This window comes from Paracrocinitomix mangrovi (assembly GCF_019740355.2).
GTDB classification, from domain to species: domain Bacteria; phylum Bacteroidota; class Bacteroidia; order Flavobacteriales_D; family Crocinitomicaceae; genus Paracrocinitomix; species Paracrocinitomix mangrovi.
In genome coordinates, this window is sequence record NZ_CP091819.1 from 1,871,833 (window position 1) to 1,894,339 (window position 22,507).

The window sequence follows — 22,507 nt, forward strand, 5'->3', positions numbered from 1 at the left end:
ACCCCAAAAACTAATTAAGAAAGTTCGCTTAATAATGCTGCTGCCAAAACCAAATCCACCGGTCGTGTAATTTTGATATTCTCTACATTTCCCTCAACCAAAACAATATCGTGTCCACAAGCTTCTACCACAGTTGCATCATCAGTAAAATTTGGATGATACTTTTGCTCATAGGCAATTTTAATGATGTTAGATTTAAATACCTGTGGTGTTTGCACTAATCTGTATTCTTTTCTGTTAACCGCTTCAGATTCATCATAAGTGATTTTTCTAATAGAGTCTGTTAATTCAACAACAGGAACTGCCGCCCCGGTATTAGCAGCCTGCTCGTAAACAGCTTTGATCACATTTTTATCTATCAACGGTCTAACCGCATCATGAACACCTATGACATCTCCGGTAGCTAAAGCCAAACCAGCTTTTACAGAATGATATCGTTGCTCCCCTCCTATCGCCAGTTTTACCTCATGATTAAATTGATGTTTATCAACTAATTGATGCCATAGCTTTTGCTGATATTCCGGTAAAACAACAATGATTTCAATATCCGGCAAAGCATCCACAAACTTTTGGATGGTGTGAAAAATGATGGGTTTGTCATTGAGCAATAAAAATTGCTTAGGTATCTGCGCACCCATTCTGCTTCCGGAACCTCCGGCAGCAATAATTACAGAATATTTAACGTGAGTTGACAAATCCTCAGTTTTGATTACACCAAAATAATCAAATCCTGAAAACCTTCTTAAAGAATCAACATAGCGTCACCGTACGAGTAGAATTTGTATTTCTCTTTTACCGCCTCATTATAAGCTTGCATGATAAAATCATGACCGGCAAAAGCAGACACCATCATCAACAATGTAGATTGTGGTGTGTGGAAATTCGTAATCATACAGTTAGCAACTGAAAAATCATAAGGAGGAAAAATGAACTTATTTGTCCAACCTTTGAAAGGCTTCAAATAACCTTCAGTTGAAACGCTTGATTCAACAGCTCTCATAACAGTTGTTCCAACTGCACACACTTTCTTTCTATCGTGTTTTGCTCTGTTTACAATATCAGCAGCTGTTTGATCAATTTCTGCTTCTTCTGAATCCATCTTATGTTTGGTTAAATCCTCTACTTCAACCTGACGGAAAGTCCCCAATCCAATGTGCAATGTCAATTCAGCAAATTCAACACCTTTAATCTCAAGACGTTTCATCAATTGTTTACTAAAATGCAAACCTGCAGTAGGAGCAGCAACTGCACCTTCTTTCTTAGCATAAATAGTTTGGTATCTTTCTTCATCCTCAGGAACTACATCTCTTAATGATTTGATGTATGGAGGAATTGGAGTTTCTCCTAATTCAGTAATCTTAGCTTTAAATTCTTCATAGGTACCATCAAATAAAAATCTGATTGTTCTACCTCTTGAAGTAGTATTATCTATTACCTCAGCAACCAAAGAATCATCATCAGTAAAATAAAGTTTATTTCCGATTCTGATTTTTCTTGCAGGATCTACCAAAACATCCCACAACAAGCTTTCTCTGTTCAATTCTCTCAACAAGAACACTTCGATTCTAGCACCTGTTTTTTCTTTATTACCATACAATCTAGCAGGAAATACTTTTGTGTTATTTGTGATCATTACATCACCTTCATCAAAGTAATCCAAGACATCTTTAAACATCTTGTGCTCGATAGTTTGCTTCTCGCGATTTAGAACCATTAATCTGGCCTCATCTCTTACATCACTAGGGTGTTTGGCAATAAGATCTTCAGGTAAGTCAAAATTGAATGCTGATAGCTTCATAAACTTCTTAAAATTTAAAGGATGGCAAAGTTAATATTTATTAATGTTATTTGGAAGGATTATGAATAAAAACCCTTCAATTGGAATATAAAATTGTTCATTGCCGGATGTGATAAAACAAAAATCGGCTTACTATCATGCGAATGAAGTAAGCCGATTTGCTGACTCCTGAGTCAGGCGTTTAATCATTTATTACTAAGAAGCTTCAGGAATCAATTTTGCTTGTTCTACCAGTTGTAGAAACTCAACTTTTTGTAAATCATCAATTTTTACAATCTCTTTTAACATATCACTTACATCATCCATATCAAAATCATTGATGTATTGTGACTCTCTTAATATCAATGAGAAACCGGCAACAGCAACAGAAAACTTGAAAGATTCAGAATTCTCTTCCCATTGTAGACCTTTATCTTTAACTGGCATTTCAATTAATTTACTCTTGCTCCCTTTTGGTTTTTTATATCTCAATTTCACCCACACCAATTCATCTGATTTACTTGATTGCGACTGTTGATACTTCAAGTTTGATTTATCAGCTTTTCCTGGAACTATCTCATAAATCGCAGTAACTGTGTGACCCGCTCCCAATTCACCTGCATCTTTCTTGTCATTGTCAAAATCTTCATTGTTCATTACGCGATTTTCATAACCAATCAATCTGTATTCTTTTACTAAATCAGGGTTAAATTCTACCTGGATTTTCACGTCTTTAGCAATCGTCAGTAAGGTACCAGCCAAATTAGTCACCAACACTCTATTGCTTTCTCTGATATCATCAATGTAGAAATAGTTTCCATTTCCATGGTCCGCTAAACTTTCCATTTTCGAATCTTTGTAGTTACCCATTCCAAATCCTAAAATGGTTAAGAAAACACCTTGATCTCTTTTCTCTTCAATTAATCTTGTAAGCTCACCATCAGAAGATCTACCAATATTAAAATCACCATCAGTAGCCAAAATCACTCTGTTATTTCCATCTTCCAACAAGTTGTCTACTGCAATTTCATACGCTTTTTCGATTCCACCAGCACCATTTGTTGATCCGCCTGAAGTTAAATTGTCAATTGCCTCTTTAATTTCATCCTTGTGTTCGCATGAAGTAGACTCTAATACAACTCGCTCATCACCGGCATAAGTAACAATTGAAACTCTGTCTTTTGCATTTAATTTATCCACTAATAATTTGTATGATTTTTTAAGTAGTGGCAATTTGTTGTGATCTTCCATTGAACCCGAAACGTCAATTAAAAAAACCAAATTTGAAGGAGGCAGATCTTCAACATCTACAGTATATCCTTTTAGCCCGATATGCACCAATCTATTTTTTTTATTCCAAGGACAATCTCCCACCTCAGTATAAACTGAAAATGTTTCATCTTTTGTAGGAACCGGATAATCATAATCAAAATAATTTATAAACTCTTCTGTTCTAACGGCATCAACAGGTGGTTTAACTCCATCTTCTATAAATCTTCTAACATTTGTATAGCTGGCATTGTCTACATCAATAGAAAAAGTAGAAAGCGGATTGGATCCAGGAGATAAAAATTCATTTTCAGGCATGTAAGCATACTCTTCGGTATTAAATTCTATCTGTGCAATATCATCTTCCATCATCATATCCATGTCGTAATTTTCAACTATTTCTCCTGCTTCCTCTTCAGTATAAGCTACCTTGTTATAGTTTTCAGATTGACCTAGATCTTCATATGACGAACCTTCGCCACCTCCACATGCAGTTAGTTGAACAATCATTGTAGCAACTGCTGCTATTTTAAGATTTCGTGTTTTCATAGTTTCAATTTTTTAGATTTCGTTTTTATTGATGTATCCTTTGAAAATTTAAAAGGTCACCCATGTTTTATTTTTTTTTATTTTGGGTGACCTTTTAACCATTATCAGGATATACAATTAGACAGTGCAAATTGATCAGGAAATACCGTCAGAATTAGTCAAGAAAATAAGACAAATGGACGACCTAATTTTAAGAGCTGTCTACAAAGAGGTTTATCCAATGGTAGAGAAGTATGTGATTAAGAACAATGGTTCATCTGATGATGCAAAAGATGTTTTTCAGGATGCCATTTATCTACTTATTAAAAAAGCAGGACAAGAAGGCTTTGAGCTAACGTCCAAACTCAGCACTTTTTTATTTGGAATTGGTAAAAATTTGTGGCTTAAAAAGCTTACAAAAAATAAAATAGACCCCAAAAGTTATGAAGCTGAAATAGAGGACAACAATTTGCCGGAGGAAGATTTTACGCAATTAGAAAGAAAGAAGAAAGTAAAAGAGTGTATTGAAGCTTTGGGTGAGCCTTGCAAAACAATTATTGTTCAGTTTTACTACTTTAAAACAAGCATGCAAGAAATTGCAAAAATGCTCAATTATACAAATGCCAATAACGCTAAAAACCAAAAGTACAAGTGTTTTTTGAGGCTTAAAAAAATGATGTTAAAAGGATAGAGATTTTGAACGAAGAGGAAAAAATAGCATTGTTTGACGCTTATTTGAATGGAGACTTAAATCAAGAGCAGGCATCAGATTTTGAAAAACTGATTGCTAATGATATTGATTTGTCTGCTGAATTTGAAGAGCATAAAAAATTAGCTCAAGACATATTTGAAGGACATGAATATGCTGAGATTCTGCATAAACTAGACATTATTCACAATGATGAAATTGGCAAGAAAAAAAATAATGTCTTACTCAAACCTAAATTCTTAATTCCATTAGGAATCGCTGCCAGTATTATATTCATTGTAATGGTTGTAAATCCATTTGGAAATACCAGTAATGAAGATTTAGCAAAGTCTGAAGACTATCGTCCACTTTACAATGAAGAAGAGGGCGAATCTGCCTATACTGAGGAAGAAGCTGAGTTGGTTGAAGTTTACGATACAGTTGAAGAAAATGCAACAGAACTTGATAGCATTGATGACAAACCAAATAAACTTGATGAAGATTTGAGTTTAATAAGAAAATTACCAAAAGGAAGTGCATTTTTAATTTCAAATGGAGGCTATTTTCTAACATCAAAGCACCTAGTAGAAAAAAGTGAGCTTGTCAAACTTCAACAAAAAGATTTAGGCATCACATTTAATGCTGAAGTTGTATATGTCGATTCAGTAATTGATTTCGCCATCTTAAAATGTTCAGAAAAATACGCGACTAATCTAGAAGCTGTTCCATTTAAAATAAGCTCCAAATCAATTGAATTAGGGGAAGATGTTTTCACTTTAGGATATCCTAAATCAGACATTGTTTACACCAAAGGAACCATTAGTTCAGAAACCGGATATAAGTCAGATTCCTTGACCTACGAACTAAGCATGGCTTCAAATCCGGGAAATAGCGGAGCACCACTTTTTAATACAAAGGGAAATTTTGTTGGAATGATAATCGCCAATAATTCTAAAAAACAATCTGTGACATATATTTTACGACCTGAATACATTGAAGAGCGCTTGGATAACTTAAAGGATTCTATTGACATTGACATGAGCAGAAACTATACTAAACGCTACAGTCAGGTAAAACAATTCATTTCAAAGTACCGCAATTTTGTGTTTGAAATTCATTGATCAATTAACACCACTTAACACATTTTTTAGACAATTAATGTTACTTACTGTAACTTTGCGCATTACATTCGTGTCTAATAGTTGAAATGCGTCTACGCACACTCATAATCCTGGTATTGCTGATTTGTTCAAAAACCCAATTTGCACAAAGCTTACAGGGATTTGTATATGATGAAAGCAACAACCCAATTCCCTTTGCAAAAGTCTACGTTAAAAACTTCAACAATTTAGGAGCAGTTACAGACACTGAAGGAAAATACTTCTTTGGTTGTGATATGGGAACTTATGATGTCATCTATAAATGTGTTGGATTTGAAGATCAAGAAGTAAAAGTAACCATAGACAAAGTTCAACCAACAGTACAGAACGTTTGGCTAAAACAAAAGGACAATGAATTAAACACTGTTGAAGTTGAAACTAAAAAGAGAAATGTTGGGTGGGAAATTGTTCAAAACGTTATTTCACATAAAAAAGATTTGATCAAACAATTTGATTCATACAATTGTGAAGTATACATCAAAGGAGTTGAAACTTACGAAACAAGACAAGAACAAAAGAATCAAAATCAAGATGAAACTGATGAAGAGCCCAATGATAAATTTCAAAAACAAAAAGACGAAATCAACAACAAGCTGAATGGTGAAAATCGTCTTAACCTCGTTGAAATAAATCTTGAAAAACACTTTCAATATCCCAACAAAATAAAGGAAATAAGAAATGGTTATGATAAACTAGGAAGACCGGATCAAATTTATTTTCAAACCACTACAAGCGGAGAATTTAACTTCTATGAAAGTTTAATCAGAAAAGATGATTTACACCGCACCCCTATCGTTTCCCCTTTACATCCTGCAGGTATTTTGAACTACAAATACAAACTCAAAGAAGTAATAGAAATTGAAAACGACACTATTTATAAAGTTGAAATTTCACCAAGAAGTGTTGGAACCTCAACAATGGAGGGATTTTTATGGATATTAAAAAGTGAATGGGTGCTTACAAAGGTTGATGTGAGCATGCATAAAGGAAACCTCAAAATTTATGACAATTTCAGAATCACACAAGACTATGAAAAAATTGATTCGTTTTGGGTTGTAAGCAAACAATCCTTTGAATATGACACCAAATACTTTAAAGAAAAAGTTCACGGAATCACCACAGTTTCTTATTCGAATTGGAACTTTAACCCTACCTATCCTCCAAAGTTTTTCAACAGCGAAATTGGTGTAACTACCAAAGAAGCTTATGAAAGAGATTCAACTTATTGGGATCAAATAAGACCTGTACCGCTAACACCTGAAGAGCAAAGAAAAAAATTCGTTCAGGATAGTTTAACCGCTATTTATACTTCAGAAAAATACCTTGATTCAGTTGATGCTGTTTTCAATAAAATTACCTGGTTGAAAGCCTTGTGGTTTGGTTTTGAGCACAGAAATAGAGAGAAAAAAGAACAATGGTACATCTCTTCTGTAGCTCAATTAATTGAACCTATATCGGCAGGTGGACCAAGAATAGGACCGGGATTTCAGTACTTCAAAAAATGGGAAGATGAGCAATGGATTGACGTAGATGGCGATTATTCAATTGGCGTCACCAACTGGGATTCAAGAGGTAGATTGAGAATTTATCATAGATATTTACCAAAGAAATTTGGAACCTGGTCCATTTGGGGATCCCGGGAAACAGACCTCATCAACAGCTGGAATTCATACCTGGGAACATTGAGTAGGAGCAACTGGTACATGAACAATAAGTTTGGAGCATGGCACAGAATTGAAGTTGCCAATGGTTTATATGTTGCTACAAGTGCCAGGTTTGAGCACAGAGAACCTTTTGATTCAACTTATAAATTCATCAGTTGGTTTGACAAATGGCTACAACAAGAAGATCCTGAACCTTACACCTTTAATCCATACAACGCATTCAGAACAAACTTGAGTATTCAGTTTACGCCATTTCAAAAATATATGACTGAACCTAACAGAAAAGTAGTATTAGGAAGTCGTTGGCCAACCCTCTCATTTTATTGGGAAAAAGGATATCGAAATATTTTAAAATCGGTAGTAGACTTTGACTACATATCCTTTACGGTTGACCAGGAGTTTAATATTGGAACCATGGGTAAATCCTATTACATAGTCAAATCGGGTAAGTTTGTGAATCAGGATAGTGTCTTTTATATTGATAGAAAGTTCTTTAGAAAATCAGATTCGGACCCTTTCTTTAAATATTTCTTAAGTCAACCTTTATACTCATTCCAAAACCTTGATTCATCTTACCAAACTCAGGATTTTTATTTTGAATTGCATTATATACATCACTTTAACGGAGCACTTATCAATAAAATTCCTTTCATGAAGAAAACAGGAATCCAAGCCTTAGTTGGAGGAGGTACTTTGTTTTTACCCGAACACAACAACTATTTTTACATGGAGGCATATACGGGAATAGAAAGGACATTTAAATTTATGAGGCGGCGACTGCGGATAGGTGCCTATGTCATATTTAGTTGGGCCAATAATGCTTTTGCTATACCGGACGATCAGAAGCCTAAAAACGTCCAATTTAAAGTCTCCTTTGACATAATGAATGAGCGAGATTTGAAGTTTAACTTCTAAAATTTCATAAATCTTTTCAAATAAACTGCACGACTATTCTGGAATGAACTTTGTTTTAGGATATTTGTCATGATGAAACTTGCATTTTTAGCAATAGTATTTATATCCACCTTGGGATATGCTAATGTGAATAGCTTTACCATTAAGCTAGATCAGTTTACTTTATATCAAAGTCAACAAGCAATAAATGACACCATTGAAATCACCAAAAAAGCCTGGTGGAGAGCAGACTCACTTCATCTTTCTGCCTACCTATGTGGAGATAATCAAATTGGTAAAAAAGCCACCTTTATTGCCAGAAACGAAAAAGAGCTTGTTTTCAAAAAGAATTTCACCAACCAAGGACTGGCTTATGAATTTTCATTTGCCACTGGAGACATAGACCCTACAAAAATCAAAGTACTTGCAATGACTCTTGGAGCAGATGCCTCCTTAGGCAAAGCAGGATGGAATTATAGAATGGGTTTTATCAGGTTTATTTAAAACCTAACATCCTTGGCTACAAATCCGCCTGTAAAACTGTATTTATAAATTCCGGCACCATCATAAACTCTAACGGTAGATGAAGTCGTCCAACCTTCAGCATCTGTAGTCACAATAATGTTGTCTCCCACATGAATTGAATACATATTGGTATACGAACTACAATCAATTAGGGGATTACTATCAAAAGTTTCCGTCAAGGTATTGAACCTGTAAATCCCATTCAAATTTGCATCATGGAAATAAATCATCTCGCCGTATTTAGCCCAACTACTTATTGAAAAATCCCATTCTTCACTTACCGAATTTGTTTGGGTATCTATTCGCAACATAGCCGGAGCAATACTACCGTAATTCCCATTTGACAAAACATAAATATCACCTTGTGAATCTGTAATCATACTTGAACAATTTGTTCTACCATAAAACTGCATTTCTTCAGTTTCTGTAGTAAGATTTACAACTGAGATGGTAGAATCATAATCAGGCCAATTTAATCCTCCCGAATTAGCAGTATAAAGATAATTCCCCACTATGGCTGCACCATCAGGGTTGGCTCCAACAGAAATGGTGTTAGTTATAGTATTAGATTTTAAATCTACCACAGAAACAGTTCCGTCATAATTGATACTGTATGCTTTGTCATTTTGAACCTTTACAATTCTTGGCTCTCTAGCAACAGTCCCATCAAAAACAGGAATTTGTTTAACAGATTTCATGGTTCTGGCATTTACAATTTCAAGTTGACTTGACAAATCAACCGCAATAATAAAATATGCAGAATCTCCTATTGTATAATACTCCCAATCATTCGCCAAATCACCTAAACCTCTTCCATTTTGCGTATAAAACACTTGTTGAGTTACCTGATGAGTTTCATAATCAAAAAATGAAATTGATGCATTATTCTGTTGATACAAACCTTCATTCATTACAAGGATTCCGTTATCGTAATCCCCTTTGATTACAACCGGTTCATCCTTTTTACATGACAAAAGCATAGTAGCGGAAAGGGTTGTAAAAATTAACTTTTTCATTTTACTTGTATTTAAATTTTAATGTGCATTGATAATATCTTCCAGGCATTGGAAAACTTCGGACAACTTCATAATTGTTGCCTAAAACATTCATGACTTTGGCGCTAACAAACAACTTATAAGCAGTACCAAACTCAAATTCTTTTGACAATCCTACATTCCAATCAAAGAATGGATCAAGGTGATTAATTGCAATGTTTTCATTAAGAGAATATCTCTCGCCTGTATAAATGAGATTATTAGAAATCATCCAACCTTTCCAACTAAAATTGGCCCCAAAATTTGAAACAAGTAAAGGAGTATAAGGCAGCTGATGACCATAAGAACTACTTGTACTGTCTGTAATATCTACAGAATGGTTGATTGTCAATGATGCAGAAACACTCCATTTAAAATCCTTTATTTCCTGGGCGTACAACATGGCCAAATCCAATCCAACCGCTTTGGTTTTACCTAAATTTTGCATACTCCAATTAAAAATATCCTTGGTAGGTATGGCTATGATTTTATTCTTTACTGCATTATAAAATCCATCTACACTCAACTCCAAAATGTTGTAATTTTTAAGATCGAATTCATGACTCAATCCGTAATTGATTAGGTGTGCGTCTTCAGGTAATAAGTTTGTGTTCCCTAAAAAATTATAATACAAATCATTAAATGTTGGCATCCTAAACACTCTTTTATAAGAGGACCTGATTCCAAATTTGACATTATCAAACGGAAGCAATTTCAATCCTATGAATGGACTTAGTTTGGAATAATTTTTAAGCACTGTTGTATCGGCAGATCTTGCCTGATCATGAATCAATTGATGATTTACATTTGCCTCGATAATCAACTTTGGAAAATTAATCTTCATGGCAACTACAGAATTAGCTCCTGCTCTGAAAGGCTGGTTGTTGAATTCGCTACTTTTTAATTGCGAATAGTATACATCCGAACCAAAATAAAGTCTGGCTGAGAGCTTACTTAATTTTACTGAGGACATTATACCGGCCCCTAAAATTTGATTTAAATAAGAAGAGCTCCAAAAACCTTGTGAATTGAAGTAAGTAGGATCAAAATATCTCAGATAATTGGATTGAACAAATCCATGAGATTTAATGGTCCAACTATTCTTTATTGACATAACATTTATGTCACCCCTATAATCTTCATTATATAATTTTTGATCATTTGAAGGATTATATAAAATAACTGCTCCTGGAAGTTCTTGCTGATTGTTATTGAAGTAAAAGCTTCCTCTTAACATCCCATTTTTAAACTTATACCCCATTCCAATTCTACCTTTATAATTGAAAATTTGAGAATTGATTCTGCTCAACTTTACATTGGAACCTGACAAATCATAATTAAAGTCATATTCTCCTGAACCGTACTTTGAAAACAATTGGGTTCCAACAAACACTTTATTACCAAGCGGCACTTTAACTATTGCTCCTGATTCGTAACTATTAATAGAAGTAACATTTTGATACAGTTCAGCATTGAAGGTGGTGTCAAAAGACATCAACTTTGAGTTTATTTGAATGGTATTCGCCGGGATATAAGCAGAAGCCATAGCTAAATATACTTGAGGCTGTCCACTGGTAAACAACACTTCTTTCAAACCAAAAGACTCAAATTGTGACAGATTAATGGTACCAACTTGTGTATTTTGCTGACTATTTCCATCTAACAAAACTCCTGTATGTGAAGAACCTAAACTCCTATATGAAATAGTTTTAACACCACCTATTCCACCATAATCTTTTATAAGTGAACCGGGAATCACTTTTAAAGCTCCACCAACATCTCTAACTCCAAGGAATTCAATTTTTTTATTGGACAATAGGTAAGAAGGTGCAGTTGTTTCAATTTGAGAAACACGCGCATCTGCCCTCACCATTTCAATGGTAACCGGATTTAAAGTGTGTGAAGTGTCTTGAGCAGAAACTTGATTCGTCTGCAAAAAAAACAACAATACACACCATTCTCTTTTAAATATCTGTCCTAATAGACTCAAACTATACTATTTAAAAGGAATAGAAACAGAGATCAAGTGATGAATTTCAATTCTTCACTCAAACTTGCTTTTATCCCGAAAGCGTTGTTTAATATGAATGATGGCAGGTCTTCTGACTCACTCCCTGGCCTTGCTACCTTCCCATTCGAACAGAACGAACAGTGGTAATCAGCAAGGTTTCGGAGCTTACAGCTGCGGGAACAGTACAGGAATTTCACCTGTTTCCCTTTTAACCATGTATAAAACATGGACCAAAACTCAAGGCAAAAGTACTTAAATAAACTCCATAAAAACACACTTATTTAGGATTCCAATTTTAATTATTTTTTGAAAAATCAACATGAAAAGCAACCATTCAAGAACTCCTATCGTTTATTAGATGTTGCAAAGAAATTGAATATTTACTTATTTATTTGATTTTTAACCATTTAAAAAATTTATTTGCTTATTGAAAAATTTCTAAACCCTTCGATAAAATTTAATTATCGCTATTCAATTATCTAACTAAGCAATTCCAAATTCATTTAATTATTTGATTTAACATTCCAATAATTGGACTTGGAAAAGTATTGCCTAAACTTTTACAAAAATGAAACTGAACTATATAACTTTCATATTAATCAATATCCTCTCAATTAGCTTATTTGCTAATTCAAACACCAATTCATCAATCTTTCAGATCAATGAAGAAACTGAACTTGAAGCATTTTTTGATGATCATGCTGATTTCAATAAATCTGTTGATGAATTCACTGTAGTTGAATTCACTTTATCTAGAGTTTTAAACTCAAATGAAGAAAAAGAAATGAATGAATTAAACTCTGAAAATGCCGAACGAATCAAAATTGAAGTAAACGGCTTGCAAGTTAAAATTAGCTTAAAGAGTGATATCAGTAATTCTAATGTATGGGCCAAAATATTCCATACAATCGGAATATCACAATACACTTTCGGAGACAAGACTGATCAAATAAAACAACCATTTGACGTTTTCGCTAACCATTTCAAATTAAAATAACCTTAATCTACCCCCAAAATGAAATCTATAATATTTATCATATCATTTTTTATATCAACTGTTGGATTTTCGCAGTTGTATTGTACAAATGCACCATATGGAGGTGTACTTTCAAATTACGGTACTGGTCAAGTAGAAGACTCAGTATATTATTTCTGTACAGATCCTGTATTAGCCTCATTAGAAGTAATACCTGAAGGTGGTGTAGCCGGATGGACGTTTGACTGGCAAGAATACAGTAGCAACTCCAATTCCTGGACTCCACTTATTACTGAATCAAATGTTCCAGTTTCAACAATTGATGTTCCAGAAGGAGGATACCGTGTTACTGTTACTGATGGATTAGGAGAAATTGTAGGATGCTACAGACTTTGGATTGTAAAAGTAATAACTCCGGCCATAGGCTCATCACTTACGGTTACCGCAACTCCATTTGGTTGTACAGGTGTCCAACTTGATGCCAACTTCACTCCTGGCACACCTGCCGTTACAACACCTTATTACGCACCACCAGCAGAACCTATCTATGTAGATAGCAGCACTGAAATAACTGTATCCTTCTCAGCACAGCACACTTATGTATCAGATTTAGGATACTATTTAATAGGACCAGCATCCTGCGGAAGCCCCGTAGTTGCTTTATCACCTGTAAACTATCAAATTGGGTTACCTATGAATTGCAATTCTGGGAACAATGTTGATAGCTTAACTTTTAATTCCCTATCAACAGCACTATTTAATGTGTGTAACACTCCAACACCATTATCAGGGACATACGGCGTTCAAGGAAACGGAGCACCAATTGATTGGTCACCTATATTTGGATGTGATGCAACTGATCCGGGTTGGCAAGTACAAATCTTTGATTGTGTTGGTTTAGATATTGGATTCCTTACAGAAGCAAATGTTTCTTTTACAGGACAATCTGTATGTGGTGATACTGTCACTCAAAACTATGCTTCAGGACCTATTATGGAACCAATTAATGACAACGCTTGCAACACTTTTGCCGCAGCAACATATACTGTTCCGGTTGCACCGGCTACTCCGGTAACGTGTACTCCGGTTTATGAATGGAATGCTAATCCTTACTTTTTTATTGCCGACTCAATGGGAGGTCCTAGTATTATAATCGATCCTGCCCCAACTGTTGCTACTTACTTCACTTATGATTTAGTTCAGGCATGTGATGATCCGGGAGGAGGAGCCTGTGGAATTCCGGGACAATGGAACAATGGAGCATGGTTTTATCCTGCCCCACCACAACAACTTTATGTAAATGGTCCTTCTACTTTATGTGTAGGAGATCCTCAAGCTCAACTTTTTGCTGACATACCTGGAGGTATTTGGACAGGACCTGGTATTACAGATCCAGTAAACGGAATATTTGACCCATCAATTGCGGGAGTTGGAATTCACACATTTATTTATGATGTAATGACCCAATGTGGTCCATTAACGGACGTAGTAGTTGTAGAAGTTACTGATCAAGCTAGTCCAAATCTCAGTGGGCCTTCACAAACTTGTTTAAATGATACTCCATTGAACTTCACTTCGGATATTCCAGGAGGAATCTGGAGCGGAACTGGAATTACAGATCCAGTTAATGGGACTTTTGATCCAAGTATAGCAGGAGTTGGTAATCATTCAATTTTGTATACTCCAAACTCAACTTGTGTAGGTCCACAAACTATCGTTATTGAAGTTACTCAACCTTCAACTGCATCTTTAAATGCTTTACCAATAATCTGTGTTGATGCAGGATTACAAGATTTTGCTCCTTCAATTTCAGGTGGAGATTGGATAGGAGCCGGAATGTTGCCTACCGGATACTTTAATCCGGGTGTTGCTGGAATTGGAATTCATCAAATAGGATATGTACCGCCTGGAACTTGTACAGATACAACATGGATAACAGTAGAAGTTATACAACCTGTCCCTGTTGACGTTAATGGATTTGCTGCTGTATGTTTAAATGCAGATAGCCTTGTTCTTCCTGATCCCGCAGGAAACGGAACATGGAGTGGAACAGGAGTAGTACCTGGTAACATTTTTGTACCAAGCATGGCAGGTGAAGGAATATTTAACCTTTCGTATGATGTGCCAGCAAATTGTACTGCTCCGGGAACTTATACAGTTGAAGTATTACCGGTTCCACCTTCAGCATTTACATCTGACATTACAGAATCATGTGCGCCAGGTGAGTTTTTACTAAGTCCAACAAATCAAAATCAACTTTGGAATTATGATTGGAGTGTAAATGGAAACAATTATAATGGAGGAACTTACACTCTAAATAATGCAGGAGTTGGTACCTATTCAATTTCACTTACAGTTACTGATGCAAATGGATGTTCTACAACAACAGAAAAAATAGATTATCTAATTGTACACGACAGCCCTGTTGCAGAATTTAGTACTTCAGCTGTTTCATTTTACAACACCACAGTTGACTTTACTAACTTGTCTTCTGGTGCCACAAACTATAACTGGAATTTTGCCGGATTAGGAAATAGCACTGAAACAAATCCAACCTTTACTTTTCCTAATGCTACCGCCGGAGATTATGAAGTTTGTTTAATAGCAACCAATGCTTTTGGCTGTATAGATTCAACCTGTGCTCACATAATTATAGAGCAAAATGGAACATGTTATGCTCCAAACTCATTTAGTCCAAATGGCGACAGCAAAAACGAAATATTTCTGCCGATACTTTCTGGTTATGCTACTGATTCTTATAGCTTAAGCATATACAATAGATGGGGAGAACAACTATTTCAAACCAACGATATTAATAGAGGTTGGGATGGTACTCATGAAGGAAGTTTAGTACAAGACGGTGTGTATATTTGGAAAATATCAGCAATTGAAATCAGTACAGATTTACCGATAGAACTGACAGGTCATGTTACCTTAATCAAGTAACTATAAATTATTAATCAAATGAAAGCTCTTCTGAAGGATTCCAGAAGAGCTTTTTAAATTCTTGGACCTGATCATTAACAACTTTGATTCCTTCTGCCTCTAGTCTTTCTTGCATTGTATTGGGTGTTTCAAAATGCATTTTACCACTTAACAAACCATTTCTGTTAACCACTCTGTGCGCCGGAATACTAATACTATTCTTGTGAGATGCATTCATAGCCCAACCAACAAGTCTGCTAGATCGAGCTGCTCCTAAATACTTGGCTATGGCACCATAAGAGGTGACCCTACCTTCAGGTATTAATGCTACTACTTGGAAGACGTCTTGAAAGAAATCTTTTTTTGAATCCAATTCCAAAACTTATGAAGTGAATTAGGTTGACTTTTAGATTGATCAGCATTCACCCAATAAAAGTTATCATTCTTCAATTTTGCAAACAACATAGGTTCTGTTTCCTTTGCCAACCACTTATGTCTTGGCAACAAAATCATAAACCCTCTAAAATTAGCGTTCAAATATGTTTGCTCGCTTTTGATTGAAAGAATCGTTTGAATTGAAAAATCTTGATTATAATTAGATGAATCAACTAGCTTTTTGGCAGATAAAAAACCTTTTTTCACTAGCTGTTTTTTAGAGAAAATACGGTCAAAATCTAAGCGTAATTCGTCAACATCACTTATTAGACCTTTGTTCTGAGCATAGATTTCAAGCATGATTTGCTCTTCCTCTAATTGCTCACCAAAAAACAAATTTTTGATTTCACTCACCGCCTCTTCTTCATTCGAAATTTGAATAGAAGAAAGTTCCCCCTCGCTATAAAATCTGGCTAATTTCAAAGTAATAAGTGTTTAATTCTAATATTAAAACGTCTTAAAATATTGACGGTTGCCAGTAAATTAAAGAAAAATGGGCAAACAAAGCAACAGTTTGTCGATTAAATTTAGGCTAAGAAAATCCTAATTAATTGATTCTGAACTTAACATACTTAATATCATGTCCTTTTTCAGAGAAAATTTGTTCGTAATGAGTTTTTATTTCTAAAATTTCACGTGTATCGACATCTAAATTTTCAACCAACTCACCATACAAATCCCAACTTTTGCTAATTAATTCATATTGATGTTCATCAATTTGTTCAAGCGTAGAAGCAAACAACCAAGAGCTATCTGTTTTGAGGTGAACAATTCCCCCAGGCTTTAAAAACTTTCTATAACGATCAATAAACAATTTTGAAGTAAGTCTCTTTCTTGGCTTTCTTGGCTGAGGATCTGAAAAAGTAAGCCATATTTCACTGATTTCATTTGGCGCAAAAAAGCTTTCTATAAAATCAATTCTTGTTCTTAAAAATGCCACATTAGACATTTTTTCTTCCCTTACTGTATTGGCTCCATACCAAATTCGTGCTCCTTTTATATCAACACCTAAAAAATTTTTATCCGGAAATTTTCTTCCCATCCCAACAGCATACTCACCTTTTCCACAACCTAGTTCCAATACTATGGGCGAATCATTTTTAAAAATCTCTTTGGCCCATTTTCCTTTTAATGGAAACTGTTTATTCTTTATCTCCTCCATGGTAGGTTCAACAACCCAGTCCATGGTTTTGATATCTTCAAATCTGATGAGCTTCTTTTTAGGCATGACTACAAATTGTCATTCATTTGTTGAAGAATAACAACAATCTCCTTAATAAGATTCACTTTTGAATCATCATTATCATTGTTGTCAACCAAATAGGCATTAAATACCATTATCGCATCTAAAATATGCTCTTCCTCCAATTGCTCCTCAATATTTTCAATAATAGTAATGCATTCCATAGCATCCATAAAATCTCCCTCAACTGTAGCAGTTGCAATAATACCAAGGTATGGTCTGTAATCCAATCCTGAATTCCAAATTGATGCAAGCAATATCTGTCTAACATCTTTGTAATCCGGATTTTCAAGACATTTTGCAACTTGTGCAGGTACTTTGGAAGACTTTATTGTGTTTAAAAGTTCAGTAATCTCATATTTCACTGAATCAAAAGATGAAGCAGCAAGTACTTGTACCAAAGGCTCAATTACTGTTTCATCTCCATGAACTTTTAGAGACTTGATTGCTTGCAATTGCTTTTGCTCGTCTTTTGAAGCTAATAAAGACAGTAATTCCTTTACTTTCTTATTTTTTTGTGAATCTTTTTCTGCCATAATAAAATTGGGGCACAAAGATAGTTATAGTTGAAACGATAATCCAAAAAATAAATAAAAACAAACCTATAAGCCGGGTTCTGTAATTATTCGCCAAGGCGGATAATGCTTGTCATTTATCTAGTCACGCAATCACTCACGTGATCCATCTATCTACCCTCCGAGATCGGCCGAGTAAGCCTCAAACCCCGGTTTACATGATATTTCAGCTCATGAGGTTTACCCTGCTACTAATGTCACCATCAGTACGGTGAGCTCTTACCTCACCTTTTCACCCTTACCACAACAAGTATGGCGGTATTTTTTCTGCGGCACTATCTGTAGCTAAAACGTCGCCATTTTAACTCCTTCCAGTTAGGAAGCATGACACTCTATGCTGCCCGGACTTTCCTCACACATAAGCGCGCGACAAGCCGGTTTGTTTTTATTTACTTTAAGTACGACTCCTGATCTGGAATCGTTGCAAATTTACGACAAGAACAATTATTGAACAACTAATTTACTGGTAGAAACAGTATTTTGCTGATCAACTTTAATTAGATAAATTCCTTTATCCCAATTAGTTGTGTTTATTTTTAATTGATTTGAAGTGGGTACAACATTATAAATCATACTTCCTTTTGCATCAAATATTTCAATTTTCTCAGCCACATTGTCTGTACTAATAGTTACAAACTCTGCTGTAGGATTTGGATATACACTGAAATTAATAGCATTTTCCTGTACTGAAGCAAAATCCCTCTTTTTATCCTTGAATTTAACTTCCGTTATAGTCTCTGTTCCTGCAATATCGGTTGTAGTGATAGAAAAAATTGGAATTTTCTGACCATTGGTAAACCAATGATATTCTACTCTATCCGGAGTTGGTAAAGCATAAGTTCCGCCTAAAAACCCAACATAAATAGAATCTTGAGAAGTTAAATGAGATCTAACTCTTAAGGCATCAAAAGAACCAAAAGGAGTAATAACTGTACCCCATCCATCTACATTTGAATTTCTGATTTGATATCTGGTATAAATTGCATCAAAAGCCGGATTCAAATCCACTTCAATATATGAAGGAGATGTCCAGGCATCACTATAATTCATTGGAAGTTCATATTGGATGTCAATTGTATCTGCCGGTCCCGGGATTCCTTGTCCTTGAATATAAAATCCAATTCCGGTATTTTTTACTTGATTACTTAATACAGCTGTAAATTGAACTGGACTTTCAATTCCAATTCCAAATTGCCCTAATTGAGACAAGCCACCTCCAAACCATGGAGTATAATAGTCAGACTCATGCTCTGGATAAAACCAAGCATTGTTAAATACTGCTTGATACAAAGCTGCTGAACCTGCTACAGAATGAAAAGTATCAATTGTTTGTGTAGGAATATTAATGGTAGAAAAATCCCAAACAACGTCTGCTCCTGTTGTTACAAAATCTAAAGAAGTTTCATCTGAAGTACTCACCATTACTGTGTCATTAGCAGCAGCAAAATCAGCACTAGTAATAGTAATTTGGGCATAACTCATTCCTGAAATCAGCAATGCAGTACAAAGTAAAATTTTATTCATGGTTTTAGTTTATTGCAGTCCAACATTAAATGTCCCTGACATTGAACTCAAAGATAGTGTTTCTGTTTCACCTTCTGTCGCTAATAATGCGTCAAAATAGAAATCAAAAACAACCCTTGTTGGAGTTCCTGCATTTGAAGAAATATATTCAATATCGCTTACGTTAAAGTTACCATTGTAAATATTCCATGGAGTATTTTCAGATTTAAATTCAACTCCGTCTTTAACTACAGTAACTTTTACTTTTCCATAATTGGATTGATTGTTTGTTCCACCTGAACACTGATTTAGTTTCATTTGCCAATCAAAGACAAAATCAATAATTCTAATCAATGAAGTACTAGAGGATTCATTCATGTACTCATCTCTTATGACGTGCTCAACTTTGTGAATTCCGATTGGCATTGTAGTGATAGTTTGAAACCCACTTCCTATATAATTTCCATCAACATACCAATCGTGTGTGTACTCATTCAAATTAGCCGTAAGCACCACTGAATCTTGTAAGGCAGATGCAGTAAAATCTGAATTCAATGAATTATTGTGATATCCATAATTTACAGGAACAGTAATTGTATTTTGACCTACGTCCGTAAACTTAAATGATACATCATAAATCCCGTACTCATCAAATTCCAACTGATTAGCTTGTTCAAAAACGCCCTGCTGATTTTGAATCATTAAAAAGTTTCCTTGCGTTAAATTTCCTCCAAATGATGGAGCAAGGCAGCCTTCTTGCTGAAGCATATAACTGATGTTTCCGTTATTCATCAGATTAATACCATTGCTAGATTTGAGTTGTTCTGGTTGAGTAAATTCAATTTTAAGCAATAAATCATCATTAACAGATATCAACTGTCCATAATAAGTTTTGATACCATTTTCAACGTTTACTCCTTGCGAAATATGTATCCCTTCCTGATCAACATTCATTTCTACAAAATTACCGTCAATATTTCCTTTGATGGAATAGTATGGTGGTGATGCAGGTGGCAAATCAGGTAATGGCTCTTTTTTACAAGCAACTAGCCCTAACACAATTCCTAATATGTACAATTTACCTTTACCCATTATTTCTTCACTGTAAACAAGTTATATTTTACACCCATCATCAAACTGATATCTCTATCTGCCAGTTTGTTCAGCATAATACTGTTTACTGTTTTATCAAATACTCCAATACTAGTGTTGGCTTGCAACGTAAATCTATTTGATATTTCATATTCATATCCAACACCCAATTTCATATCCCAGTTATTTAAACCATCTCTAACACCCCAGTTATTATTAATTGTATTAATCTTTCCTGTTGGTTCATTCACATAAGACATATTAGATTTTACTGCAGTTAAATATTCAACTCCTGCTCCAAAGCTCAATTTGTGATAAGGCGCAATTCTTACACCCACAGTTAGATTAAGATTAGTAAACACCATATCTTTCAACTGCCATTGTCTCCAATACTTATGTGTTCCGTAAGCATCTGAAACAGTTTGTCTTTGAACGGTTCCTAAAGCATTTTGACGAACATGATACACCATCAAATTACCACCAAAATCAACATCAGGTAATACTTTACTATGAGAAACAGTATACTCAATTCCGGCTCCATTTCTCATGGTTGGCATATAACTAAAATCTCCCCATTTATTTCCTATACCTGATCTGGCAAAAGCCGATACACTGTGTCTCCACATTGGTTTTTTAGGCACAAGTTCGATTTCAGGAATTGGTCTTGCGTAACCCAATTGTAAAATTTGTGTCTTTGCTCCCGGCACAGCATGAATAGTTGTGTTTTGACTTTCATTTTTAGACAAGTCTTCTGCTCTATTTTCAATTCCTAAAGCAAAATTCACCTCTGAAGGATTTACACTACCTTCAACAGCACCTGTAGCAGACACATCAACAACAGTTGAATTATCAATTACTGTTTGATGAGCATAGTCCTCATTGCTTAAGGTTGAATTATTCAACTGATTTGCCATATCATTAGCATTCAAATCACCCAGATTCACCATATCCTTAGACTCTAAGGTGATTTGACCTAATTTTTGAGGAGAATCCACTTTATTTGAAGCATGCATAGCATTTACTTCAGATAAAGGAGTAGTAGTGAATTGTCCTCCAAACGACAACAATAGCAAGATAGCTGCAACCGCAGACCATCTTGTAAAGAATATTTTTCTATCAGATTTATCCAGTAACTTCTTAGCTTCTTGCCAGTATGCGCTATCATACTCGTAATGCAAACCTTCATCTTGTAAGGCAACATCTGCATCTGACCAATACTCAGGAAGATAATCAACTACTGTAGCAGCAGCAGCTTCATTAAAAGCATCATCCATCAATAAGTCACCTTCTTTCTTCATGAAATCTTCAAAGAAAGAAGCATTGTAATCAGCCGTTTGGTTGGCAGAAGCATCTACAAAAGCACTGTCCATAAACATATCATCAATGCCTTCTGTTTGACTAAAATCAGGAATAGCCACTGCATTATTTGCAGCAGCTCTGAATGCGTCATCCAGATTAGCATCATCCAGTTTAGCTTTAGCTTCATCCCAAAACGAAGGATTGTAAGAAACTTCAAATTCCTCACTCATTCGCTTGAAAGCATCATCCATATGTTTATTTTCCTCAGCCATTCTCGTAGCCCCAAAGCTCTGTATTTTCTGATTTATTCAATTTAACAACCATTTCACGTAACAACTTTCTCGCATTAGATAAATGCCATTTAGATGTTCCGTCTGAGATATCAAGCATATCTCCAATTTCTTTATGTGAGTATCCGTCAATCACGTATAGGTTAAACACTTTTCTGGATACATCCGGCAACCTTTTAAGTAATCCCATTAAAATATCCATCTCCAGTTTTGACCATACACCGTTATCAACACTCAAACCATGTATCTCCAATTCGCGATCAGTTTCTTTTTGATCAACCAATTGCATGTAATTTTTATTTTTTCTGAATTCGTCTATGATGGTGTTCATCATAATTCTTCGCACCCAAGCTTCAAAAGGAGTTCCTTCTTTAAGCTTGTCTAGATTTTTACAGATTTTAACGAATCCCAGATTCAAAACATTTCGAGCGTCTTCCTCGTTCTTGTGATAACGCATACACGTGGGCATCAACTTAACGTAGGCCCATTCATATAGCTTCTCTTGCGAACGGCGGTCGTTTTTTCTACAACCTTCTATGACTTTTTGCTCGTCAAACATTTGTTTCTTTTTCTGAAAAAATGACCGACCCTATAATACAGAGAAGGGTCGGTCTGAATA

General features: G+C 35.1%; 19 protein-coding genes, 1 other RNA gene and 1 riboswitch. Of the genes, 6 read left to right on the forward strand and 14 right to left on the reverse strand.

What is annotated here, in order from left to right; all coding sequences use genetic code 11:
- Positions 1-14 precede the first annotated feature (14 nt).
- The 3 genes from K6119_RS08445 to K6119_RS08455 all read right to left on the reverse strand — a co-directional run bounded on the left by K6119_RS08445 (position 15) and on the right by K6119_RS08455 (position 3,595).
- Complete coding sequence (locus tag K6119_RS08445; RefSeq protein ID WP_221838193.1) at positions 15-695, reverse strand: 2-C-methyl-D-erythritol 4-phosphate cytidylyltransferase; 681 nt, start codon at positions 693-695, stop codon at positions 15-17.
- Positions 696-742: 47 nt separating this feature from the next.
- Positions 743-1,798 (reverse strand): tRNA preQ1(34) S-adenosylmethionine ribosyltransferase-isomerase QueA, encoded by a 1,056-nt coding sequence (gene queA / locus K6119_RS08450; RefSeq protein ID WP_221838196.1) that lies wholly within the window; start codon positions 1,796-1,798, stop codon positions 743-745.
- Positions 1,799-1,993: 195 nt separating this feature from the next.
- The gene (locus K6119_RS08455) at positions 1,994-3,595 is read right to left on the reverse strand and encodes a vWA domain-containing protein (protein ID WP_221838200.1); all 1,602 of its coding nucleotides are present in this window, start codon (positions 3,593-3,595) and stop codon (positions 1,994-1,996) included.
- 175 nt (positions 3,596-3,770) lie between these two features.
- On the opposite strand from K6119_RS08455, the gene K6119_RS08460 reads away from it, so the two are divergent.
- From K6119_RS08460 to K6119_RS08475, 4 genes are all read left to right on the forward strand, one after another.
- On the forward strand, positions 3,771-4,265 hold the full coding sequence (locus tag K6119_RS08460; RefSeq protein WP_221838203.1) for an RNA polymerase sigma factor: 495 nt from the start codon (positions 3,771-3,773) through the stop codon (positions 4,263-4,265).
- Positions 4,266-4,270: 5 nt separating this feature from the next.
- Positions 4,271-5,383 carry a S1 family peptidase gene (locus K6119_RS08465; RefSeq protein WP_221838206.1) on the forward strand — a complete coding sequence of 371 codons (1,113 nt, stop codon included), beginning with the start codon at positions 4,271-4,273 and terminating at the stop codon, positions 5,381-5,383.
- 86 nt (positions 5,384-5,469) lie between these two features.
- The gene (locus tag K6119_RS08470) at positions 5,470-8,001 is read left to right on the forward strand and encodes a DUF5686 and carboxypeptidase regulatory-like domain-containing protein (RefSeq protein ID WP_221838209.1); all 2,532 of its coding nucleotides are present in this window, start codon (positions 5,470-5,472) and stop codon (positions 7,999-8,001) included.
- A gap of 69 nt (positions 8,002-8,070) precedes the next feature.
- Complete coding sequence (locus K6119_RS08475) at positions 8,071-8,484, forward strand: hypothetical protein (protein WP_221838212.1); 414 nt, start codon at positions 8,071-8,073, stop codon at positions 8,482-8,484.
- Here the strand turns inward: K6119_RS08475 and K6119_RS08480 are convergent.
- Both K6119_RS08480 and K6119_RS08485 read right to left on the reverse strand, forming a co-directional pair.
- Complete coding sequence (locus K6119_RS08480; protein WP_221838215.1) at positions 8,481-9,521, reverse strand: YncE family protein; 1,041 nt, start codon at positions 9,519-9,521, stop codon at positions 8,481-8,483. The genes K6119_RS08475 and K6119_RS08480 overlap by 4 nt on opposite strands.
- 1 nt (position 9,522) lies before the next feature.
- Positions 9,523-11,529, reverse strand: a complete 2,007-nt coding sequence (locus K6119_RS08485) for a TonB-dependent receptor plug domain-containing protein (RefSeq protein WP_221838217.1) — start codon at positions 11,527-11,529, stop codon at positions 9,523-9,525.
- Between the two features lie 85 nt (positions 11,530-11,614).
- Positions 11,615-11,800, reverse strand: a riboswitch (cobalamin riboswitch).
- 318 nt (positions 11,801-12,118) lie between these two features.
- Here K6119_RS08485 and K6119_RS08490 point away from each other — a divergent pair.
- A complete protein-coding gene (locus tag K6119_RS08490; protein WP_221838220.1) occupies positions 12,119-12,547 on the forward strand; it encodes a hypothetical protein in 429 nt (142 codons plus the stop codon).
- An 18-nt stretch (positions 12,548-12,565) separates the two neighbouring features.
- On the forward strand, positions 12,566-15,472 hold the full coding sequence (locus K6119_RS08495) for a T9SS type B sorting domain-containing protein (RefSeq protein ID WP_221838223.1): 2,907 nt from the start codon (positions 12,566-12,568) through the stop codon (positions 15,470-15,472).
- 10 nt (positions 15,473-15,482) lie between these two features.
- Here the strand turns inward: K6119_RS08495 and K6119_RS08500 are convergent, their stop codons facing one another.
- From K6119_RS08500 to K6119_RS08540, 9 genes are all read right to left on the reverse strand, one after another.
- Entirely contained in the window at positions 15,483-15,824 is a 342-nt protein-coding gene (locus tag K6119_RS08500) for an MGMT family protein (protein WP_221838226.1), read from the reverse strand.
- Entirely contained in the window at positions 15,782-16,309 is a 528-nt protein-coding gene (locus K6119_RS08505; protein WP_221838228.1) for a hypothetical protein, read from the reverse strand. The genes K6119_RS08500 and K6119_RS08505 overlap by 43 nt, the downstream gene beginning before the upstream one ends.
- A gap of 124 nt (positions 16,310-16,433) precedes the next feature.
- Complete coding sequence (trmB, locus tag K6119_RS08510) at positions 16,434-17,114, reverse strand: tRNA (guanosine(46)-N7)-methyltransferase TrmB (RefSeq protein WP_221838230.1); 681 nt, start codon at positions 17,112-17,114, stop codon at positions 16,434-16,436.
- 2 nt (positions 17,115-17,116) lie between these two features.
- Positions 17,117-17,665 (reverse strand): HEAT repeat domain-containing protein, encoded by a 549-nt coding sequence (locus K6119_RS08515; protein WP_221838232.1) that lies wholly within the window; start codon positions 17,663-17,665, stop codon positions 17,117-17,119.
- Between the two features lie 53 nt (positions 17,666-17,718).
- An RNA gene (rnpB, locus tag K6119_RS08520) (RNase P RNA component class A) lies at positions 17,719-18,090 on the reverse strand.
- Positions 18,091-18,148: 58 nt separating this feature from the next.
- Positions 18,149-19,228, reverse strand: coding sequence for a T9SS type A sorting domain-containing protein (locus K6119_RS08525; RefSeq protein ID WP_221838234.1), 1,080 nt, complete (start codon positions 19,226-19,228; stop codon positions 18,149-18,151).
- Between the two features lie 9 nt (positions 19,229-19,237).
- Entirely contained in the window at positions 19,238-20,299 is a 1,062-nt protein-coding gene (locus K6119_RS08530) for a hypothetical protein (protein WP_221838236.1), read from the reverse strand.
- Positions 20,299-21,870 (reverse strand): hypothetical protein, encoded by a 1,572-nt coding sequence (locus K6119_RS08535; RefSeq protein WP_237828141.1) that lies wholly within the window; start codon positions 21,868-21,870, stop codon positions 20,299-20,301. The genes K6119_RS08530 and K6119_RS08535 overlap by 1 nt, the downstream gene beginning before the upstream one ends.
- Complete coding sequence (locus tag K6119_RS08540) at positions 21,863-22,447, reverse strand: RNA polymerase sigma factor (protein WP_221838242.1); 585 nt, start codon at positions 22,445-22,447, stop codon at positions 21,863-21,865. Before K6119_RS08540 ends, K6119_RS08535 begins: the two co-directional genes overlap by 8 nt.
- Positions 22,448-22,507 lie beyond the last annotated feature (60 nt).

Coding starts and splice junctions, on each gene's coding strand:
- queA (WP_221838196.1), bottom strand. CDS start 1,798: ATGAAGCTATCAGCATTCAATTTTGACTTACCTGAAGATCTTATTGCC.
- K6119_RS08455 (WP_221838200.1), bottom strand. CDS start 3,595: ATGAAAACACGAAATCTTAAAATAGCAGCAGTTGCTACAATGATTGTT.
- K6119_RS08460 (WP_221838203.1), top strand. CDS start 3,771: ATGGACGACCTAATTTTAAGAGCTGTCTACAAAGAGGTTTATCCAATG.
- K6119_RS08470 (WP_221838209.1), top strand. CDS start 5,470: ATGCGTCTACGCACACTCATAATCCTGGTATTGCTGATTTGTTCAAAA.
- K6119_RS08475 (WP_221838212.1), top strand. CDS start 8,071: ATGATGAAACTTGCATTTTTAGCAATAGTATTTATATCCACCTTGGGA.
- K6119_RS08480 (WP_221838215.1), bottom strand. CDS start 9,521: ATGAAAAAGTTAATTTTTACAACCCTTTCCGCTACTATGCTTTTGTCA.
- K6119_RS08490 (WP_221838220.1), top strand. CDS start 12,119: ATGAAACTGAACTATATAACTTTCATATTAATCAATATCCTCTCAATT.
- K6119_RS08495 (WP_221838223.1), top strand. CDS start 12,566: ATGAAATCTATAATATTTATCATATCATTTTTTATATCAACTGTTGGA.
- trmB (WP_221838230.1), bottom strand. CDS start 17,114: ATGCCTAAAAAGAAGCTCATCAGATTTGAAGATATCAAAACCATGGAC.
- K6119_RS08515 (WP_221838232.1), bottom strand. CDS start 17,665: ATGGCAGAAAAAGATTCACAAAAAAATAAGAAAGTAAAGGAATTACTG.
- K6119_RS08525 (WP_221838234.1), bottom strand. CDS start 19,228: ATGAATAAAATTTTACTTTGTACTGCATTGCTGATTTCAGGAATGAGT.
- K6119_RS08530 (WP_221838236.1), bottom strand. CDS start 20,299: ATGGGTAAAGGTAAATTGTACATATTAGGAATTGTGTTAGGGCTAGTT.
- K6119_RS08535 (WP_237828141.1), bottom strand. CDS start 21,870: ATGGCTGAGGAAAATAAACATATGGATGATGCTTTCAAGCGAATGAGT.
- K6119_RS08540 (WP_221838242.1), bottom strand. CDS start 22,447: ATGTTTGACGAGCAAAAAGTCATAGAAGGTTGTAGAAAAAACGACCGC.